Annotated in this window: 12 protein-coding genes and 1 riboswitch; of the genes, 4 read left to right on the forward strand and 8 right to left on the reverse strand. The window is 76.2% G+C overall.

Going from position 1 to position 17,762, the window contains the following annotated elements:
• Positions 1-14 precede the first annotated feature (14 nt).
• From LIX60_RS02985 to LIX60_RS03005, 5 genes are all read right to left on the reverse strand, one after another.
• Positions 15-1,502, reverse strand: a complete 1,488-nt coding sequence (locus tag LIX60_RS02985) for a cytochrome P450 (protein ID WP_227962600.1) — start codon at positions 1,500-1,502, stop codon at positions 15-17.
• A gap of 83 nt (positions 1,503-1,585) precedes the next feature.
• On the reverse strand, positions 1,586-2,209 hold the full coding sequence (locus LIX60_RS02990) for an ATP/GTP-binding protein (RefSeq protein ID WP_227957068.1): 624 nt from the start codon (positions 2,207-2,209) through the stop codon (positions 1,586-1,588).
• Complete coding sequence (locus tag LIX60_RS02995) at positions 2,190-2,552, reverse strand: DUF742 domain-containing protein (protein WP_043461383.1); 363 nt, start codon at positions 2,550-2,552, stop codon at positions 2,190-2,192. The genes LIX60_RS02990 and LIX60_RS02995 overlap by 20 nt, the downstream gene beginning before the upstream one ends.
• Entirely contained in the window at positions 2,549-2,935 is a 387-nt protein-coding gene (locus LIX60_RS03000) for a roadblock/LC7 domain-containing protein (protein ID WP_210988074.1), read from the reverse strand. Before LIX60_RS03000 ends, LIX60_RS02995 begins: the two co-directional genes overlap by 4 nt.
• A gap of 25 nt (positions 2,936-2,960) precedes the next feature.
• Positions 2,961-4,454: a sensor histidine kinase KdpD gene (locus tag LIX60_RS03005; RefSeq protein WP_227957069.1), complete on the reverse strand. Its 1,494-nt coding sequence runs from the start codon at positions 4,452-4,454 to the stop codon at positions 2,961-2,963.
• A 458-nt stretch (positions 4,455-4,912) separates the two neighbouring features.
• Here LIX60_RS03005 and LIX60_RS03010 point away from each other — a divergent pair, with 458 nt between their 5' ends.
• Positions 4,913-6,610: a hypothetical protein gene (locus LIX60_RS03010; protein ID WP_227957070.1), complete on the forward strand. Its 1,698-nt coding sequence runs from the start codon at positions 4,913-4,915 to the stop codon at positions 6,608-6,610.
• Positions 6,611-6,703: 93 nt separating this feature from the next.
• On the opposite strand, the gene LIX60_RS03015 is transcribed toward LIX60_RS03010, so the two are convergent.
• Together LIX60_RS03015 and cobN are read right to left on the reverse strand one after the other, a co-directional pair.
• Complete coding sequence (locus LIX60_RS03015) at positions 6,704-7,438, reverse strand: M23 family metallopeptidase (protein ID WP_227957071.1); 735 nt, start codon at positions 7,436-7,438, stop codon at positions 6,704-6,706.
• Positions 7,439-8,171: 733 nt separating this feature from the next.
• Positions 8,172-11,906, reverse strand: coding sequence for a cobaltochelatase subunit CobN (gene cobN / locus LIX60_RS03020; protein ID WP_227962601.1), 3,735 nt, complete (start codon positions 11,904-11,906; stop codon positions 8,172-8,174).
• A gap of 367 nt (positions 11,907-12,273) precedes the next feature.
• Positions 12,274-12,350: riboswitch (cobalamin riboswitch) on the reverse strand.
• Between the two features lie 410 nt (positions 12,351-12,760).
• Here cobN and LIX60_RS03025 point away from each other — a divergent pair.
• The 3 genes from LIX60_RS03025 to LIX60_RS03035 are packed head-to-tail and all read left to right on the forward strand — an operon-like array spanning position 12,761 to position 16,832.
• Complete coding sequence (locus LIX60_RS03025; protein WP_308101079.1) at positions 12,761-14,587, forward strand: nitrite reductase; 1,827 nt, start codon at positions 12,761-12,763, stop codon at positions 14,585-14,587.
• The gene (locus LIX60_RS03030; RefSeq protein WP_019707985.1) at positions 14,584-15,216 is read left to right on the forward strand and encodes a precorrin-8X methylmutase; all 633 of its coding nucleotides are present in this window, start codon (positions 14,584-14,586) and stop codon (positions 15,214-15,216) included. Before LIX60_RS03025 ends, LIX60_RS03030 begins: the two co-directional genes overlap by 4 nt.
• Positions 15,213-16,832: a precorrin-2 C(20)-methyltransferase gene (locus tag LIX60_RS03035; protein ID WP_227957073.1), complete on the forward strand. Its 1,620-nt coding sequence runs from the start codon at positions 15,213-15,215 to the stop codon at positions 16,830-16,832. Before LIX60_RS03030 ends, LIX60_RS03035 begins: the two co-directional genes overlap by 4 nt.
• Positions 16,833-16,980: 148 nt before the next feature.
• On the opposite strand, the gene LIX60_RS03040 is transcribed toward LIX60_RS03035, so the two are convergent.
• Positions 16,981-17,727 (reverse strand): cobalt-precorrin-6A reductase, encoded by a 747-nt coding sequence (locus LIX60_RS03040; RefSeq protein WP_227957074.1) that lies wholly within the window; start codon positions 17,725-17,727, stop codon positions 16,981-16,983.
• Between the last annotated feature and the right edge of the window lie 35 nt (positions 17,728-17,762).

Consider the following 17,762-nt stretch of genomic DNA (forward strand, 5'->3'; position numbering starts at 1 on the left):
GACACCCGGACGTCTCACCGGCCGGCGAACCACCGCGCCAGCCGCCGCCACCACGGGGCGGACGCCCGCAGGGGGGACGGGCCGGTCCCCGCGGCCAGGGGATCGGCGACCCCCGCGAGGACCGGGGCCGCCGTCCGCTTCCGCGCCACCGCGGACCCGGTCCCGTCCCCGGTCGCGGCCTCTCCGGGCAGTGGCGCCCGCCGGGAGGGCGCCGGTACGGCCACGGACAGGGACGGCTCCTTCGGCTCGGGCCGCTGCGGAGTGAACTCGACGGGCAACGCGATGAGATGACGTGTCATCAGGGCCGAGACCCAGCTCAGCTCCGTCTCGTCCACGGCCAGCCGCAGATCGGGGAGGCGTGCCAGCAGGGCCTCGACGCCGGTGTCCGCGATGGCCCGGCCGATGTCCTGGCCGGGGCATTCGTGCGGGCCGCCGCTGAAGGCCAGGTGTGAGCGGTTCCCGTGGACGGGGACGCTGGGGTCCGGGCGGATGGCCGGGTCGAGATTGCCCGCGGCCAGCCCGAGGATCAGCAGGTCACCGGCGCGGATGGACTGGCCGCCGAGTTCCGTGTCCCCGGTGGCCCACCGCCCCACGGCCGTCATCATCGGCGGTTCGTCCCACAGCACCTGTTCCATGGCGTCGGGAAGCGTCATGTGGCCGCCGGCCAGGTCGGCGCGGAAACGGCGGTCGGTGAGGACCATCCGCAGCATGTTGATGATCAGGTTCGCCGTGGTCTCGTAGGCCGCGATGAGGACCACCCGCAGGTGCTGCACCACCTCGTCGTCGGTGAGCCCGGCGGGATGCTCGATCAGCCAACTCGCGAAGTCCTGGCCCGGGGAGGCGTGTTTGCGCGCCACCAACTGGCGCAGGGCGCGCAGGACGTAGTCGTTGCTGGCGACCGCGGTCTCCGTGCCCTTCAGCAGGTCACGGGCCGCCTCCACCAGCTTGGGGCCGTAGGACTCCGGCATGCCCAGGAGCTGCGTCATCACCAGCATGGGCAGGTGCTCGGAGAACTGCTGGACCAGCTCCGCCCTGCCCTCGGCGCAGAACCGGTCGATCAGTACCTGCGCGGAGCGGGTGACGGTGCGCCGGATACCCCGGCGGTCGAAGCGGTCGAGGCCGTCGATGACGGCGCCGCGGAGCCGTTCGTGCTCCCGGCCGTCGACATGGGTGCACATCGGCTGCCACGCCACGACGGGGGCCAGGGGGTGGTCCGGGGCGACGCGGCCCTCCCGCGCGAGGCGCCAGTGGCGGGAGTCGCGGGAGAAGCGGGAGGGGGTGCGGGCCACGTCGAGGTTCTCGCGGTAGCCGAGGACCAGCCAGGCCGGGAGGTCGCCGTGGAGCAGGACCGGGGCGACGGCTCCGTACTGGGCGCGCAGCCGTTCGTAGAGGCCCATCGGGTCGGTCTCGGCCTCGGGCCCGTAGAGCCGGATCAGGCCGCCGGGCCCGTAGGCGTGGGCCGGGCAGCCGGGCGGCGGCGCGGACTCGGCGGCGGGAGGCACGGAAGAGGGGGGCTCGACGGTGACGGTACGGGGGTCCGTGGCGGTACGGCGCCGGGGGCCGGCGGGGTGGGGTGGCGGGACGGTCACGAGGACTCCGGGGTTGCGGTGGCGAGGGTGTGCAGATAGCGCATGAGCGTCAGCAGGGCGTCCCGGCAGGAGCCGCGGTCGCGGGCGTCGCAGGTGACCATCGGCACGGAATCGGGCAGGTCCATCGCCGCGCGCAGCTCGGACACCGGGTAACGGGGCGACTCGGGGAAGTCGTTGACGACGACCACGAAGGGGACGCCGCGCTCCTCCAGCCGGCCGACGACGTCGAAGCTGACCTCCAGGCGGCGGGTGTCGATGAGGACGAGCGCCCCCAGGGCCCCTTCGAAGAGGCCGTTCCAGAGGAACCAGAAGCGCTCCTGGCCGGGGGTGCCGAAGAGGTACAGCACCAGTTGTTCGTTGATGCTGATCCGGCCGAAGTCCATGGCGACGGTGGTCTCGGTCTTCCGTTCGACACCGGCGATGTCGTCGACGCCGACCCCGGCCTGGGTCATCGTCTCCTCCGTGGTGAGCGGGCGTATCTCGCTGACCGAGCCGACCAGGGTGGTCTTGCCGACGCCGAAGCCGCCGACGATGACCACCTTGACCGCGGACGTGGCCGTGGCGGGGAGGGCGTCCTCGCTGCGCGGGCCGGGGAGCGTGTCAGAGGTTCTGTAGTCCATGCATCACCGCCTTGAGGAGGTCCGCGTCGGGCAACGCGGCGGTGGGGATCGGGGCGCGGGCCTCCATGCGCCCGTCGGCCAGCAGGTCGGTGAGGAGCGCGGTGACCGTGCTGACGGGCAGCACCAGATGGGCGGAGATCTCGGCCACGGAGAGCGGGTAGTGGCACATCCGCAGCATGGCCGCGTGCTCGGGCTGCAGGCCCGGCTTCGGCACGTCCCGGGACACGATGAGGGTGACCAGGTCGAGGTCGGCCGTCCTGCCGCGGGCCCGGCCGCGGCCGCCGGTGAGTACGTACAGCCGCTCGGGGGCGCCTTCCTCCCAGTCCTCGCCGGGCCCGCTCATGTGATCTGCTCGTCCACGCGCGGCGGGCTGCTGAGATGCTCGCCGATTCTGGCGACCAGGTCGCGCATGCGCTGCCCCATCAGCCCGGCGTCGACGCCGTCGTCGGCCAGCACGGCCAGATAGGCGCCGGCGCCGGCCGCCATGAGGTAGAAGAAGCCGCCGCTGACCTCGATGACGACCAGTCTCATCTGCCCGGTGCCGTGCGGGAACTCGGCCGCGATCGCGCCGGACAGGCTCTGCAGTCCGGCGCAGGCGGCGGCGAGCCGGTCGGCGGTGTCGCCGTCGGTGCCGTGCTGCGCCATGCACAGGCCGTCCGCGGAGAGCACCACGATGTGCCGGGTCTGCGGGACGCTCGTGGCGAGATCCCTGAGCATCCAGTCCATGTTGAGCCGCTGCTGTGTCACGTTCCTACCCATCCCTGTCCACCGAGTCGTCACTGTTCGGACGCGCGGCCCGCGGCGCCGGCGCCTCTCCGTTGATGCCGCTCTGGAAGGCGGCCAGCCACAGACCCGGCTTGACCTGCTCCGCTGCCGCGGGCGGCCGGGGCGGAGCGGCCGACCGGGCGGGCGCCGCGGCCCGGGGGGCGACGCCGGGGTGCCGGCGGCGGCGCTGCGGCAGCCCGTTGGCGTTGCGGCCGACCGCCGCGGGGTCCTCCTCCATGGCCGCTCCGTTCGGCCGGGGCAGCGGCGTCGGCGTGGGCCGCGTCCTGCGCTTGGGCGGCGGAAGAGTGGCGGCACGGGCCACGGAGCCGCCGGGGGTGGGCGTGGCGGTGATGAGGTCCTGCGGGACGATCAGGACACAGCGGACGCCGCCGTAGGCCGAAGGGCGGAGCGACACCTGGAAGGCGTGGGTCTGCGCCAGCCGGCCCACCACGGCGAGGCCCAGCCGGGGGGTTTCGCCGAGGTCGTTGAGGTCGATGCCGGCGGACGCCTGGGCCAGGACGCGTTCGGCGCGGCGGCGGGCCTCCTCGGTGAGGCCGACGCCGGCGTCCTCGATCTCGACGGCGATGCCGGACTGCACCTCGACGGCGGTGAGGTGGACCCGGGTCTGCGGGGGCGAGTAGCGGGTGGCGTTGTCGAGCAGCTCGGCCAGGGCGTGGATGAGGGACTCGACGGCGGGTCCGACGATGGCGGCCTCGGCGACGGAGTGCAGGTCGACCCGCTGGTAGTCGATGATGCGGGACATGGCGCCGCGCAGGACGTTGAAGAGCGGGACGTTCTGCTGCCACTGGCGGCCGGGACGGGAGCCGCCGAGGACGGCGATGCTGTCGGCGAGCCGGCCGATGAGGGCGGTGCCGTGGTCGAGGTGGAGGAGGTCGCCGAAGAACTCGGGTTCGTTGCCGTGCCGGTCCTCCATCTCCCGCAGGTCCTGGGCCTGCTGGTGGACGATCGCCTGGACGCGGCGGGCGATGTTGACGAAGGCGCGGTGGGCGGATTCGCGCAGGTCCTCCTCGGCGCGGACCGCTTCGAGGACGGAGCGGAGCACGGCCTCGTGGGCGGCGTGGAACCGGGGGTCGGTGCCGGGTGTGTAGGCGACGCCCTCCAGCACCTCCTCGACGGAGGCTCCGCGCTGGAGTCGTTCGACGGCCACGGGCAGCAGTTCCCCGGCGAGCCGTTCGGTCTCGGCCTCCTGTTGGGTGAGGCGGCGGCCGAGCGCGGCCTCCTGTTCGGCGGCGCGCCGCCGCAGTGCGTGGATCAGGCGTCCGCGCCGTACCGCCTCGGCCGCGGCGATCGCCACGGCGGCGGTGGCGACGGCGCCGCACCAGGCGACCGGGGCGCGGGCCCCGCCGGGGACGCCGAGGACGGCGACGACCGCGCAGAGAGCCGTCACGGCGGGTGGGAACAGCCACAGGAGTGCGGAGGCGGGCCGCCGACCTCCTGGTGACGAGCCGGCACGAACCATCAATGTCTCAAACCCTTGCGGAAGGAATAGGGGTGTCGGCCGGTGCGTCGGGGCACCGGCGGGGGCCGCCGCCGCAATCCGCGTTCCCGGGGAAGGGCGGCACCGCGGCAGCCGGGGGCGGCCTGCGGAAATCGCCGCAACCCGCCTGCGAGACATGGAGCATAGCCCTTTCATTCTTCCCGACGGGATGAAGATGTCCTTTTCTCAGGAATATGCTGTTGGACCTTTCACATCACATAAAAAAGTGGTCGGACTTTTGCACCGGGATTGCTTTACCGATCCATTCCGTCCGGTAATTCCTGGCTGACCTGCGGGAATACCCGGGTCCCCCGGACGGCGCCGTCCCGGTTCCTCCGGCTGCCCCGCCCGAGTGGTGAGCGGACGCACCCCGCCACAGGCTGGTGATCGCCTGTCTGTCCCCATCCGGCACCCCCTTCGACGTGCGGCGAGGTCCGGCCATGCAGCCACCACCGGTCACCGGCACCCGGGACGAGCGGCCGCGGCGGCGGCCGCGGCGCACACCGGGGCGGATCCCCTGGCTCCGGTCGCGGCGCGCCCCGCGCGGCGCCCCGGCCGGCGGCGCCGTGCCCGGGGCCGCGCCCGGGGCCGTCCCGCCGGGGGCCGCCGTGCCCGGAGCCGCCCGGCCCGGGACCGCCGTCTCCGGCAGCGCCCGCGCCGGGTGGGCCGCCCGCGCCGTGCCGCACGGTCCCGCCGCCGTCGCCGTCCTCTTCACCCTGGTGCAACTGACGCTGGTCGTCCCCGGCAGCGGCCTCGGCTGGGACGAGACCGTGTACGTCAGCCAGGTCAGCTCCCACGCACCGGCGGCGTTCTTCAGCGCCCCGCGCGCCCGCGGCATCAGCTATCTCGCCGCGCCGGTGGCCGCCCTCACCGACGCCGTCCCGCCGCTGCGCGTCTGGCTCGCGCTGCTCAGCGGGGCCGGGCTCTTCCTCGCCCTGCGGGTGTGGCGCGGTCTGCTGCCGGCGGCGGTGCTCACCCTGGCCGGGGGCCTCTTCGCCGGGCTCTGGGTCACCCTCTTCTACGGGCCGCAGGTGATGCCCAACCTGTGGGTCGCGCTGGGTGCGCTGTTCGCCACGGGCTGTCTGCTGCGCGCCCTGCGGGACCCGGCCTCCCGGTGGGCTCCGGCCGGGGTCTGCGCGGGTGTCGCCCTCACCGCCCTGATGCGCCCCTCCGACGCGCTCTGGCTCGCCCTGCCGCTGGGTGCGGCCCTGCTGCTGGTCCGCTCCTGGCGCCGTCCGCTGCTGCTGGCCGCCCTGGCGGCGGGCGGCGCGCTGGGCAGCGCGGAGTGGATCGCCGAGGCGTACACCGCGTACGGCGGCCCGGCGGCCCGGCTGCGGCGGGCCAGCGAGATCCAGGGCCATCTCGCCCCGTACTTCTCCGTGGACGACCACATCCGCGCCCTCGGCGGCCGCACCCTGTGCCGGCCCTGTGACGTACCGTGGCGGAACCCCGCCACCGGTCTGTGGTGGTTCGCCCTCCCGCTGCTCGCCACCGGGGGTGTCCTCGCCGCGCGCCGCACCCGGTACCGGGCCGAGATCCTGCTGCCCGCGCTGGCGGGGCTCGGGCTCGCCCTCCCGTATCTGTTCCTGGTCGGCTACGCGGCGCCGCGCTTCCTGCTGCCCGCGTACGCCCTGCTCTCCCTGCCGGTCGCCCACGGCCTGCTCCGGCTGACGCACCGGGTGCGTGTGGCCCGGCCCCGGCTGCGCCCGGCCGCCGCCGCGCTGTCCGTGACGGTGCTGGGGCTGCACCTGGCCGTGCAGTTCACGGTGCTGGACTCCACCCTCACCTCCTTCCGGCACAACGGCGAGACGCTGGACCGGATGGCCGCCGAACTGGGCCGGCAGGGCGTCCGGCCCCCCTGCGTGGTCTCCGGGCCGGACGCGGTGCGGATCGCCTTCCGCGCCGGCTGCTCCTCGCGGCAGGTCGGCGGGCACGACGGCAGCATCACGCACGCGGCCCTGCGGGCGGCGGCGGAGACGCGGCCCGTCGCCGTGCTGGTGACGAACGGGGCCGAGCCGCCGCCGTACGCGCGTGCCTGGCGCTCCCGGCCGCTGCCGGACCTGGGGCCGTGGCGGTTCCGCGCCTATCTGTCACCGGCGGCCCGGCCGGACACCGGACCGGTGACGGCCCGGGACTGACCGGCGGCGCACAGCGAAAGGCGGCCCTCCGGGACAGCCATGAGGCTGTTCCGGAGGGCCGCCCTGGTGCGGTCGCTCCCTCGGCGCTGTCCGTCAGAGGGTGACGCCGCGCTGCTTCAGGAAGGCCACCGGGTCGATACCGGAGCCGTAGTTCGGCGTGGTGCGGGTCTCGAAGTGCAGGTGCGGGCCGGTGGAGTTGCCGGTGGAACCGACCTTGCCGATCTCCTGCCCGGTGGTCACCTGGGTGCCGACCGGAACGGTGATCTTCGACAGGTGGGCGTACTGGGTGAAGGTGCCGGCGTCGTGCTTGACCACGATGTTGTTGCCGTACGCGCCACCCCAGCCGGCCTGGACCACGGTGCCCTCGTGCACGGTCTTCACCGAGGTACCGGTCGGCGCGGCGAAGTCCTGGCCGGAGTGCTTGTTCGCCCAGCGGTCACCACCGATACCGAAGGTGGAGCCCTTCACATAGCTGTCCACCGGCTTCACCCAGGAAGCGGGAGCCTTCGCGGCGGCCTGGGTGACGGTCTGGCGCTTCGAACGGTCGGCGGCCTCCTGGCCGGCACGCTCGGCGGCGGCGGCCTCGGCCGCGGCCTTGCCCTCGGCGGCCTTCTTCTGCGCCTCCGCCTGGGCCGTGACGGCCTCGGCGGCGCGCGAGTCGGCGGCCTCGGACGCGGTGGTCCCGGTGGCGGGGTTCTCGGTCTCGCCCTGGGTGCCCAGCGCGACTCCGGTCCCCAGCACGGCGGTGGCTCCGACACCGGCGGCCATGAAGGCGGCGCGGCGGCGCAGGGGAGTCATGTCGGTGAGGATCTGAGCGTGCTTGAACATCAGGAGTTACCTCCGAAGTGGGGGGTTTGCGCATTTCGCGGATTTCGTCCGCTTGCGCCCTACCTTGGTAACCCGCCCCGCCCAGGGGTTCAAGCACCCCCACTCCTACCGGAGGCCGTAGCCGGCACCCCCGCACGCCACCGGAGGAACCCCGCCGCCGGCACGCCGCCCGCGTCCGGCGCACGCCGCTCCCCGTACGGGAGGAACCGGCCCGCTCCCCCGCGCCCCGCCCCGTAAACACCCCGTTTGTGCCACCCCCTGCTCACGCCGCGCGCCTGCGGCGTCCAGCGGCTGCCCGCGCCCGGAACGGGGCCGCCGGGCCGGGCCTCCTATCCCCCGTAGTACGTGAGGCGGGCCACGTGCGGCAGGTCACCGGAAACCAAGGTCATCGACTTCTCGGCGGGCTTTCCGGGGGCCCCGCGAGCGGTGTTCGGCCGGCCCGCGCGGCCGACCGGGAGCCACCGGGCGGGCACTCCGCGCAAGGACCGGGGCCCGGGAGCGGCCGGGCGGGGCGGGACAGCCGGCCCGGCGCGCGGACGGCCGGCGCCCGGCGGCCCAGCGGCCCGCAGCGGAAGGAGAAGAGGGAAGAGCGGCCACGCCCCCGGCCCACGCGCCGGACGCCGCCCCGCCCCACCCGGCAGGGGCAGGAGCCGGGGCTGGGGACGGGGGCGGGGCCGGGGCCGGGGCCGGGGCCGGGAGACCGGGCCCCGTCCGGCTCAGCTCTCCGTCCGGCTCAGTTCTCCCCGCCCTCCAGATCGCCCTCGGTCTCCAGGAAGGTCTTGCGGAGCTCTTCGAGCACGGCCGGGTCCGGCTCCGCCCACATGCCGCGGCTCTCGGCCTCCAGCAGGCGTTCGGCCATGCCGTGCAGCGCCCAGGGGTTCGCCTCGCGGAGGAAGTCGCGGTTCTCCGGGTCCAGCACATAGGTGCGGGCCAGCGTGTCGTACATCCAGTCGGCGACGACGCCGGTCGTGGCGTCGTAGCCGAAGAGGTAGTCGACGGTGGCGGCGAGCTCGAAGGCGCCCTTGTAGCCGTGGCGGCGCATCGCCGCGATCCACCGCGGGTTGACGACCCGCGCCCGGAAGACCCGGGAGGTCTCCTCGGTGAGGGTGCGGGTGCGGACCGTTTCCGGGCGGGTGCTGTCGCCGATGTACGCGGCGGGGGCGGTGCCCCGGAGCGTACGGACGGCGGCGACCATGCCGCCGTGGTACTGGAAGTAGTCGTCGGAGTCGGCGATGTCGTGTTCGCGGGTGTCGGTGTTCTTGGCGGCCACGGCGATCCGCCGGTAGGCGCTCTCCATCTCGTCGCGCGCCGGGCGGCCGTCGAGCCCGCGGCCGTAGGCGTAGCCGCCCCAGACCGTGTAGACCTCGGCGAGGTCGGCGTCGGTGCGCCAGTCGCGGCTGTCGATGAGCTGGAGCAGGCCCGCCCCGTAGGTGCCGGGCCGGGAGCCGAAGATGCGGGTGGTGGCGCGGCGTTCGTCGCCGTGCTCGGCGAGGTCGGCCCGGGCGTGGGCCCGGATGTGGTTGTCCTCGTCGCTCTCGTCCAGCGAGGCCGCCAGCCGCACCGCGTCGTCCAGGAGCCCGATGACATGGGGGAAGGCGTCGCGGAAGAAACCGCTGATGCGCAGGGTGACGTCGACGCGCGGGCGCCCGAGGTCGGCGAGCGGTACGGCTTCGAGTCCGGTGACGCGCCGGGAGGCGTCGTCCCACACCGGCCGGATGCCGAGCAGGGCGAGCGCCTCGGCGATGTCGTCGCCGGCGGTGCGCATCGCGCTGGTGCCCCACAGGGAGAGGCCGACGGACTCGGGCCAGCGGCCGGTGTCGGCGCGGTAGCGCTCCAGGAGGGAGTCGGCGAGCGCCGATCCGGTCTCCCAGGCGAGCCGGCTGGGGACGGCCTTGGGGTCGACGGAGTAGAAGTTGCGGCCGGTCGGCAGCACGTTGACGAGTCCGCGCAGGGGTGAACCGGACGGCCCGGCGGGGACGAAGCCGCCGGCGAGGGCGTGCACGGAGTTCCGTATCTCGTCGCCGGTGGCGGCCAGCCGGGGCACCACCTCGCGGGCGGCGAAGCGCAGTACGGCGGCGACGGCGGCGGGGTCCTCGCGCGGGCCGTCCGGGGGACCGGGGGCCGCGTCGGCGGTCTTCCCCGCGTCCGCGCCGGGCGTGGCCCCGCCGCACACCCGTGCGACCGCCGGCTCCACGGCGGCGGGGTCCCAGTCCGCTTCCTCCATGGCCTCGACCAGGGCGCGGGCCCGCTCCTCGGCCTCGTCCGCCCCGGTGCGGGAGGCCGCCGACTCGTCCAGGCCGAGGGCTTCGCGCAGCCCGGGCAGCGCGGTGGTGCCGCCCCAGATCTGCCGGGCGCGGAGGACGGCGAGGACGAGGTTGACCCGCTCCGGCCCGGCCGGTGCCTGCCCGAGCACATGGAGCCCGTCGCGGATCTGCGCGTCCTTGACCTCGCACAGCCATCCGTCGACATGCAGCAGGAAGTCGTCGAAGCCGTCGTCGTCCGGGCGGTCGTCCAGGCCGAGGTCGTGGTCGAGCCGGGCCGCACGGATGAGGGTCCAGATCTGGGCGCGGATGGCGGGGAGCTTGGCGGGGTCCATCGCGGAGATGGACGCGTATTCGTCCAGCAGTTGTTCGAGGCGGGCGATGTCCCCGTAGGACTCGGCCCGCGCCATGGGCGGTACGAGGTGGTCGACGAGGGTGGCGTGGGCCCGGCGCTTGGCCTGGGTGCCCTCGCCGGGGTCGTTGACGAGGAACGGGTAGACCAGCGGCAGGTCGCCGAGTGCGGCGTCGGGCGCGCAGTCCGCGGAGAGCGCCGCGTTCTTGCCGGGCAGCCACTCCAGGTTGCCGTGCTTGCCGAGGTGGACCACGGCGTCGGCGCCGAAGCCGCCGTCCCCGGCGCGGGCGGCGATCCAGCGGTAGGCCGCCAGGTAGTGGTGCGAGGGCGGCAGATCGGGGTCGTGGTAGATCGCGACGGGGTTCTCGCCGAAGCCGCGCGGCGGCTGGATCAGGACCAGCAGGTTGCCGTGGCGGAGGGCGGCGAGGACGATCTCGCCGTCCGGGTCCCGGCCGCGGTCCACGAACAGCTCGCCGGGCGGCGGCCCCCAGTGCTCCTCGACGCGCTCGCGCAGCCCGCGCGGCAGCTGCTCGTACCAGCGGCGGTAGTCGGCGGCGGGGATGCGGACGGGGTTGCGGGCGAGCTGCTCCTCGGTGAGCCAGTCCTGGTCGTGCCCGCCGGCCTCGATCAGGGCGTGGATCAGTTCGTCACCGTTCCCGGAGGCGAGCCCGGGGAGGGCGCCGGGCCCGTCGGCCGGGCCGAGGTCGTAGCCCTCCGCGCGCAGGGCGCGCAGCAGGGCGACGGCGCTGGCGGGGGTGTCGAGGCCGACGGCGTTGCCGATCCGGGAGTGCTTGGTGGGGTACGCGGAGAGCACCAGCGCGAGGCGTTTGCGCGCGGCCGGGATGTGCCGGAGCCGGGCGTGGCGCACGGCGGTCCCGGCGACGCGGGCCGCGCGTTCGGGGTCGGCGGCGTAGACGGGGAGCCCGTCCTCGTCCACCTCCTTGAAGGAGAACGGCACGGTGATCAGCCGGCCGTCGAACTCGGGTACGGCGATCTGTGTGGCGGCGTCCAGCGGTGAGAGCCCCTCGTCGCTCTCCTCCCAGGCGGAGCGCGGACCGGTGAGGCAGAGCGCCTGCAGGATCGGTACGTCGAGGGCGGCGAGGGCGCCCGCGTCCCAGGACTCGTCGTCCCCGCCGGCGGAGGCCGCGGCGGGCTTGGTGCCGCCGGCGGCGAGGACGGTGGTGACGACGGCGTCGGCCGTGCCCAGCGCCTCGATCAACTCGGGTTCGGGGGCGCGGAGGGAGGCCACGTACAGCGGCATGGGGCGTCCGCCGGCCTCTTCGACGGCCCGGCAGAGGGCTTCCACGAAGGCGGTGTTGCCGCTCATGTGGTGGGCCCGGTAGTAGAGCACGGCGATGACCGGACGGCCGTCGTCCCCCGCGGTGGCGTCCCCGGCGGTGGCGGGAGCCGGCGCGGGCGCGGGGGTGCGCTCCAGCGGGCCCCAGCTCGGGGCGGGTTCGGGCGGGGCGAAGCCGTGGCCGGTCAGCAGCACCGTGTCGGAGAGGAACCGGGCGAGCTGCCCGAGGTTCGCCGGGCCGCCGTGGGCCAGATAGGCGTGGGCCTCCGCGGCGATGCCGACGGGGACGGTGGAGGCCGCCATCAGCTGGGCGTCGGGGGCCTGTTCACCGCTGAGGACGACGACCGGGCGCTCCCCGGCGAGCAGCGCGTCGAGCCCGTCCTGCCAGGCGCGGATGCCGCCGAGCAGCCGCACGACGACGAGGTCGGTGCCCTCCAGCAGCGCGGGCAGGTCGTCGAGCCGGAGCCGGGCCGGGTTCGCCGGCCGGTACGGGACGGGGCCCCCGGCGGCGCGGGCGCTCAGCAGGTCGGTGTCGGAGGTCGACAGCAGCAGGATCACGGGCACTCGCTTCGCGGTGTCGTGGCGGACCGGCGGGCGGGCCCGGCCTGCCGGAGGGGATCGGCGGTGCTCCGGGCCCGGGCGGGGCGCGACCGGAGGCGGGCGGACCCGGCGGAATCCGGCCGGGCGGAGTCCGGCCGGGCCGGGTGGTGCGGGGCCGTCGCGGGCCGGGCCCGGGAGACCGGCACCGGGGAGCGCGGCGTGCGGAAACGCGGAGTGCGGGACCACGGGGTCCGGGACGGAGCCCTGAAGGGGGTCCGGGAACGACGGAACCGGGGGCGGCGGAGCCGACCACGGCAGGGCCGAGAGCGCATGCGGCAGCGTGCCTTCCTCGGGGTCCTCGCCCCGGGTCGGTGGCGGACGGCGGGAGTTCCTGACTCACGCGGCGGTGCTGCTGCCGCGCTCACAGTGGCGGGACCGTGCCGGATTCACACCGGCTTCCTCCCCTGGCGCCGTCCATGGCGTCGCCGGACCCGCTCGGGGCCCGACGGTGAGCATAGTAAGGGCAGCGGGGCGGCTCGCGGCACGGTGCCTCCGCGGCCGGCCGGCCGTGACCGAGAGAACACCGGCCGCCGCGGACCTCCGGAACACCGGCGCGCATCGCACCATCCCGGTCCAAACCGGAAAGGTCTCCGGCTCCGCGCACGAGCCGTCCGGCCACGGCGGCGCGGACGCCGATGCCGGGCCGGCATCCGCCCCTGACCAGGGATTCCCGGGGCCGCGGAGGGGCCCGTGCGGACGGCGCCGGCCCCCGGCCACCGCCGTCCGCCCGCACCCACGAGACCCCACCGGAGCCGCCCGCGGGCATCTGTATGCTCGCCGCCATGCCCTCCCCCGCCACACCCTGCCCCGGCGTGCCCGGACCACCCCGGCGCAGCCGCGACGACGCCTGCCCCGGTGCTTTGCGTCTGCACACCGCGGATGACGGCGCCTTGGCGCGCATACGCCTGCCGGGCGGTGTTCTGACGAGCCGTCAGGCACACTGCCTCGCCTCCATAGCGGAGGATCTGGGGAACGGGGAACTCGAACTGACCTCCCGCGGCAATGTGCAGGCGCGCGGGCTTCCCGGTGATTGCGGTCGCCAACTCGCCGACCGGCTGCGCCCCGTGGGGCTCCTCCCCTCGGACACCCATGAGCGCGTCCGGAATGTGGTGGTCTCCCCGCTGACCGGACTCGACGGCAGGGGCTGCGCGGACGTCGGGGGGTGGGTCCGCGAACTGGACGCGCTGCTCTGCGCCGACCCGGGCGCGGCGGCGCTTTCCGGACGTTTTCTCTTCGCCGTGGACGACGGGCGCGGGGATGCCGCCGCGCTCGGCGCGGATGTGACGATCATCGCAACGCCCGGCGGCGGTGCGGAGCTCCGCACCGGGGCGGGCGGCCCCCGGCTGCGGGTCGCGGCCGAGGACGCGGCGCGGGCGGCCGTAGCCGCGGCCGAAGCGTTTCTGCACGCCGCGGCGGAGAGCGGCACCCGGGCCTGGCGCGTGGGGGACCTTCCGCGCCGGGACGCCGGACCCGGCGCGGGCGAAACCGGTGAATCCGGTGGGCCCGGCGGGCCCGGCGGGCCCGGCGAACGCACCGGACCGCCTTCCGCTTCCTCGGCGTCCTCCGCTGCCCCGGGCCGGCCCGCCCTGGACGAGGCTCTGCTGGGGCGCCACCTCTCCCGTGCGGGTGTCGCCTGGACACCGGCCGGGCAGCCGCCGGCCGGCCCCGGCCCGCGCAAGGGCGGCGGCCCGGCGGCCGGCCCCGCGCCCGGGCTGATCCGCGCCCCCGGCTCCGGCGACCGGTGCGCCCTGTCCGTGTCCGCGCCCCTGGGCCGGTACACCGCCGCCCAGTGGCGGCTGCTGGCGGAGACGGCCGACCGCTCGGGTGACGCGGAGATCCGCACCACCCCGTGGCGCGGGGTCGTCGTCCCGGGCCTCTCGCGGGACGCGGGCCCCGCCGCCCTGCGACGACTGGCCGGCGCGGGCCTCGTCACCGCCCCCGACTCCCCCTGGTACGCGATCGGTTCCTGCGCCGGGCGGCCCGGCTGCGCCAAGTCCCTGGCGGACGTACGGACCGACGCCGCGCGGGCCGTGGGAACGGGCCCCGCGGAGCGCGCGGCGGTTCCCGGCGGCCCGGTCGCGGCACCTGCCACGGACGGGCCGGCCCGGGCTCCGCAGCCCGCGGCTCCCGCACCGGACACCTCGGCCGGCACAGCCGGCGTCCCCGCTCCCCCGGCCGGCGCCTCCGGTCGCCCGGTTGACGCCTCCGCCGCTCCGGCCGCCGCCGCGTCCGGTGACGGCACGGCGGCGCCCCTGCCCGTGTACTGGTCCGGCTGCGAGCGCCGCTGCGGTCGTCCGGGCGACGGCGGCGCCTGGATCGACGTCCTCGCCACCGGCGACGGCGCCTACCGGGTGGCCGTCAACGGCGCGCTGCCGGGGGGCCGTACGGCGCCGCGACCGGTGCGGGTACCGCCCGGGCGGACCGCCGCCGCCATCGCGGCGGCCCGCGCGGCGAGCACCGCCGGCACCGCGCGCCCGGCGCACGCCACCGGCGCGGCGGACGGAACGAGCGCCACGCAGGGCGGGGCGGACGGTACCGCCGGCTCCCGCGGCAAGGACGGGCCCCAGCGGCCCGGGCACCCCGGCACTCCGGACGGCACCGGCGGTCCGGACGGCACGACACGAGCGAGGACCCCGTGACCGGTTACGCGTACGAGAAGGACGGGGCGGCCATCTACCGCCAGTCCTTCGCCACCATCCGCGCCGAGGCGGACCTCGGCGGCCTGCCCGCGGACGTGTCCCGGGTCGCGGTCCGGATGATCCACGCCTGCGGCATGACCGATCTCGTCGGCGACCTCGGCTACACCCCCGGGGTCGTGGCCCGCGCCCGCGAGGCGCTGCTCGCCGGGGCACCGGTGCTCTGTGACGCGCGGATGGTCGCCAGCGGGGTCACCCGCAAACGGCTGCCCGCGGACAACGAGGTGCTGTGCACCCTCTCCGACCCCGCCGTCCCCGCGCTGGCGCGCGAACTCGGCACCACGCGCAGCGCCGCCGCCCTGGAGCTCTGGCGCGACCGCCTGGACGGCGCCGTGGTCGCCGTCGGCAACGCGCCGACGGCCCTCTTCCGGCTGCTGGAGATGGTGGCGGAGGGGGCGCCGCGCCCGGCGGCGGTCATCGGCGTACCGGTCGGCTTCATCGGCGCGGCGGAGTCCAAGGAGGCCCTGGCCGCGCACCCGTCGGGCCTCGAACACCTGGTGGTGCGGGGGCGGCGCGGCGGCAGCGCGATGGCCGCCGCCGCGATCAACGCGATGGCGAGTGAAGAAGAATGAGCGAGCAGCAGGAGCGGCACACGGCACCGGAGGCGGCCACGGGCCGGCTCTACGGCGTGGGCCTCGGCCCGGGCGATCCGTCCCTCATGACCGTGCGGGCCGTGGAGGTCGTCGCCGGGGCGGACGTCGTGGCGTACCACAGCGCCCGGCACGGCCGGAGCATCGCCCGCTCCATCGCCGGGCGCCATCTGCGTCCGGACCACATCGAGGAGCGGCTGGTCTACCCGGTCACCACGGAGACCACCGACCACCCGGGCGGCTACCGGGGCGCCCTGGAGGAGTTCTACGAGGAGGCCGCCGCCCGGCTCGCCGCCCATCTGGACGCGGGGCGTTCGGTGGCGCTCCTCGCCGAGGGCGATCCGCTCTTCTACGGCTCGTACATGCACATGCACAAGCGGCTCGCGCACCGCTACCCCACCGAGGTCGTCCCCGGTGTCACCTCGGTGAGCGCCGCCGCGGCGCGGCTCGGCACCCCGCTGGTGGAGGGCGAGGAGGTGCTGGCGGTCCTCCCCGGCACCCTGCCGGAGGAGGAGCTGACGGCCCGGCTGGCGGCCGCCGACGCGGCCGTCGTCATGAAGCTCGGCCGGACGTTCCCGACCGTGCGGCGCGCGCTGGAGCGGTCGGGACGGCTGGCCGAGGCCCGGTACGTGGAGCGGGCCACGATGGCGGCGGAGCGCACGGCGCCGCTGGCGGAGGTGGACCCCGGCTCGGTGCCGTACTTCTCGATGGCGGTCCTGCCCAGCCGGGTGGGCGCACCGCACGGGGGTCCGGCGCCCGGCGGTCCGGCAGCGACGGCGGACGCGGCCGTCACGGCGGGCCCGGCCGCGGCCGCCGCCCGCCCGGAACCCCCGGCCGCCGCGCCGCCCGCCGGCGGGGTCGTCGTGGTCGGGCTCGGCCCGGCCGGGCCGCTGTGGCTGACGCCGGAGGCGCGCGGTGCGCTGTCCGCCGCCGAGGACCTGGTGGGCTACACCACGTATCTCGACCGGGTGCCGGTGCGGCCCGGGCAGCGGCGCCACGCCTCCGACAACAAGGTGGAGTCCGAACGGGCCGAGTTCGCCCTCGACCTGGCGCGCAAGGGCCGCCGGGTCGCCGTGGTCTCCTCCGGGGACCCGGGGGTGTTCGCGATGGCGACCGCCGTCCTGGAGGTGGCCTCCGCGGACCCGTACCGCGAGGTGCCCGTCCGGGTGCTGCCCGGGATGACGGCGGCGCACGCGGCCGCCGCCCGCGCGGGCGCGCCCCTCGGCCACGACTACGCGGTGGTGTCGCTCTCCGACCGGCTGAAGCCCTGGGAGGTGATCGCCGGGCGGCTGCGGGCCGCGGCGGCGGCCGACCTGGTGCTGGCCCTCTACAACCCCGGCTCGCGCAGCCGCGTCCACCAGGTGGGCAAGGCCCGCGAACTGCTGCTGGAGCACCGGGCCCCGCACACGCCGGTCGTGGTGGCCCGGGACGTGGGCGGCCCGGAGGAGAGCGTCCGGATCGTACGGCTGGCCGAACTCGACCCGGACGAGGTCGACATGCGCACCATCCTGCTGGTCGGCTCGACGCAGACCCGCGCGGTCACGCGCGGTGACGGCCAGGAGATCGTCTGGACCCCCCGCCGGTACCCGGACCGGTGACGACCCGGGAGACCGTGGTGGGCGGGCCCGGGAGCACGGACCCGCGCGGGGCACCGCACCGGGGGCGCGCCGCGCCCGCGCCGGGCGGCGGCCGGCGACCGCGGGCCCGCCGCCGTCCGGGCGACGGCGGGCCGCACGGCGGCTCCCGTCACCCCGTACGGCCCCGCAGCCACGCGACCGCTCCGGCCACGTCGGCCACCGCCGGCACCCCCACCGGAACCTCCGGACGCCGCACGACGACCACCGGCAGCCCGGCCCGCCGGGCCGCCGTCAGCTTGGCGGCGGTGGCCCCGGCCCCGCTGTCCTTCGTCACCAGCACGTCGATGCCGTACCGGCGCAGCAGCTCCGCCTCCCCCTCCACCGTGAACGGCCCGCGCGCCAGGAGGACTTCGGTCCGGGGCGGGACGGGCGGCTCGGGGGCGTCCACGGAGCGCACCAGGAACCACAGCCCGGTGAGGTCCGCGAAGGCGGCGAGCCCCATCCGCCCGGTCGTCAGGAACACGCGTTCCCCGAGGGCCGGGAGCAGCGCGGCGGCCTCCCCCAGGGAGGCGACGGGGTGCCAGTCGTCGCCCGGTCCGGCCGTCCAGCCGGGCCGGCGCAGGGCGAGCAGGGGAACACGGGTCCCGGCGGCGGCCCGGGCCGCGTTGCGGCTGATGGTGCCGGCGAAGGGATGGGTGGCGTCGATGAGCGCGTCCACCCGGTGCTCGCGGAGCCACCGGGCCAGGCCCTCCGCGCCCCCGAATCCGCCGACGCGGACCTCGCCGGCGGGCAGCCTCGGCCGTGCGACCCGCCCGGCCAGCGAGCTGGTGACCCGCAGCCCCGGATCGGCGGCCAGTTCCCCGGCGAGCCGCCTCGCCTCACCGGTACCGCCGAGGATCAGCACATGGCGTCGCATCCGTCCCCTCCCGGCTCCCGCGCTCCCTACGCCCG

Source organism: Streptomyces sp. S07_1.15, from assembly GCF_020739505.1.
In the GTDB taxonomy this organism is placed as follows: Bacteria; Actinomycetota; Actinomycetes; order Streptomycetales; family Streptomycetaceae; genus Streptomyces; species Streptomyces xinghaiensis.

Coding starts and splice junctions, on each gene's coding strand:
- LIX60_RS02990 (WP_227957068.1), bottom strand. CDS start 2,209: ATGGACTACAGAACCTCTGACACGCTCCCCGGCCCGCGCAGCGAGGAC.
- LIX60_RS02995 (WP_043461383.1), bottom strand. CDS start 2,552: ATGAGCGGGCCCGGCGAGGACTGGGAGGAAGGCGCCCCCGAGCGGCTG.
- LIX60_RS03000 (WP_210988074.1), bottom strand. CDS start 2,935: ATGGACTGGATGCTCAGGGATCTCGCCACGAGCGTCCCGCAGACCCGG.
- LIX60_RS03005 (WP_227957069.1), bottom strand. CDS start 4,454: ATGGTTCGTGCCGGCTCGTCACCAGGAGGTCGGCGGCCCGCCTCCGCA.
- LIX60_RS03010 (WP_227957070.1), top strand. CDS start 4,913: ATGCAGCCACCACCGGTCACCGGCACCCGGGACGAGCGGCCGCGGCGG.
- LIX60_RS03015 (WP_227957071.1), bottom strand. CDS start 7,438: ATGTTCAAGCACGCTCAGATCCTCACCGACATGACTCCCCTGCGCCGC.
- LIX60_RS03035 (WP_227957073.1), top strand. CDS start 15,213: ATGAGCGAGCAGCAGGAGCGGCACACGGCACCGGAGGCGGCCACGGGC.
- LIX60_RS03040 (WP_227957074.1), bottom strand. CDS start 17,727: ATGCGACGCCATGTGCTGATCCTCGGCGGTACCGGTGAGGCGAGGCGG.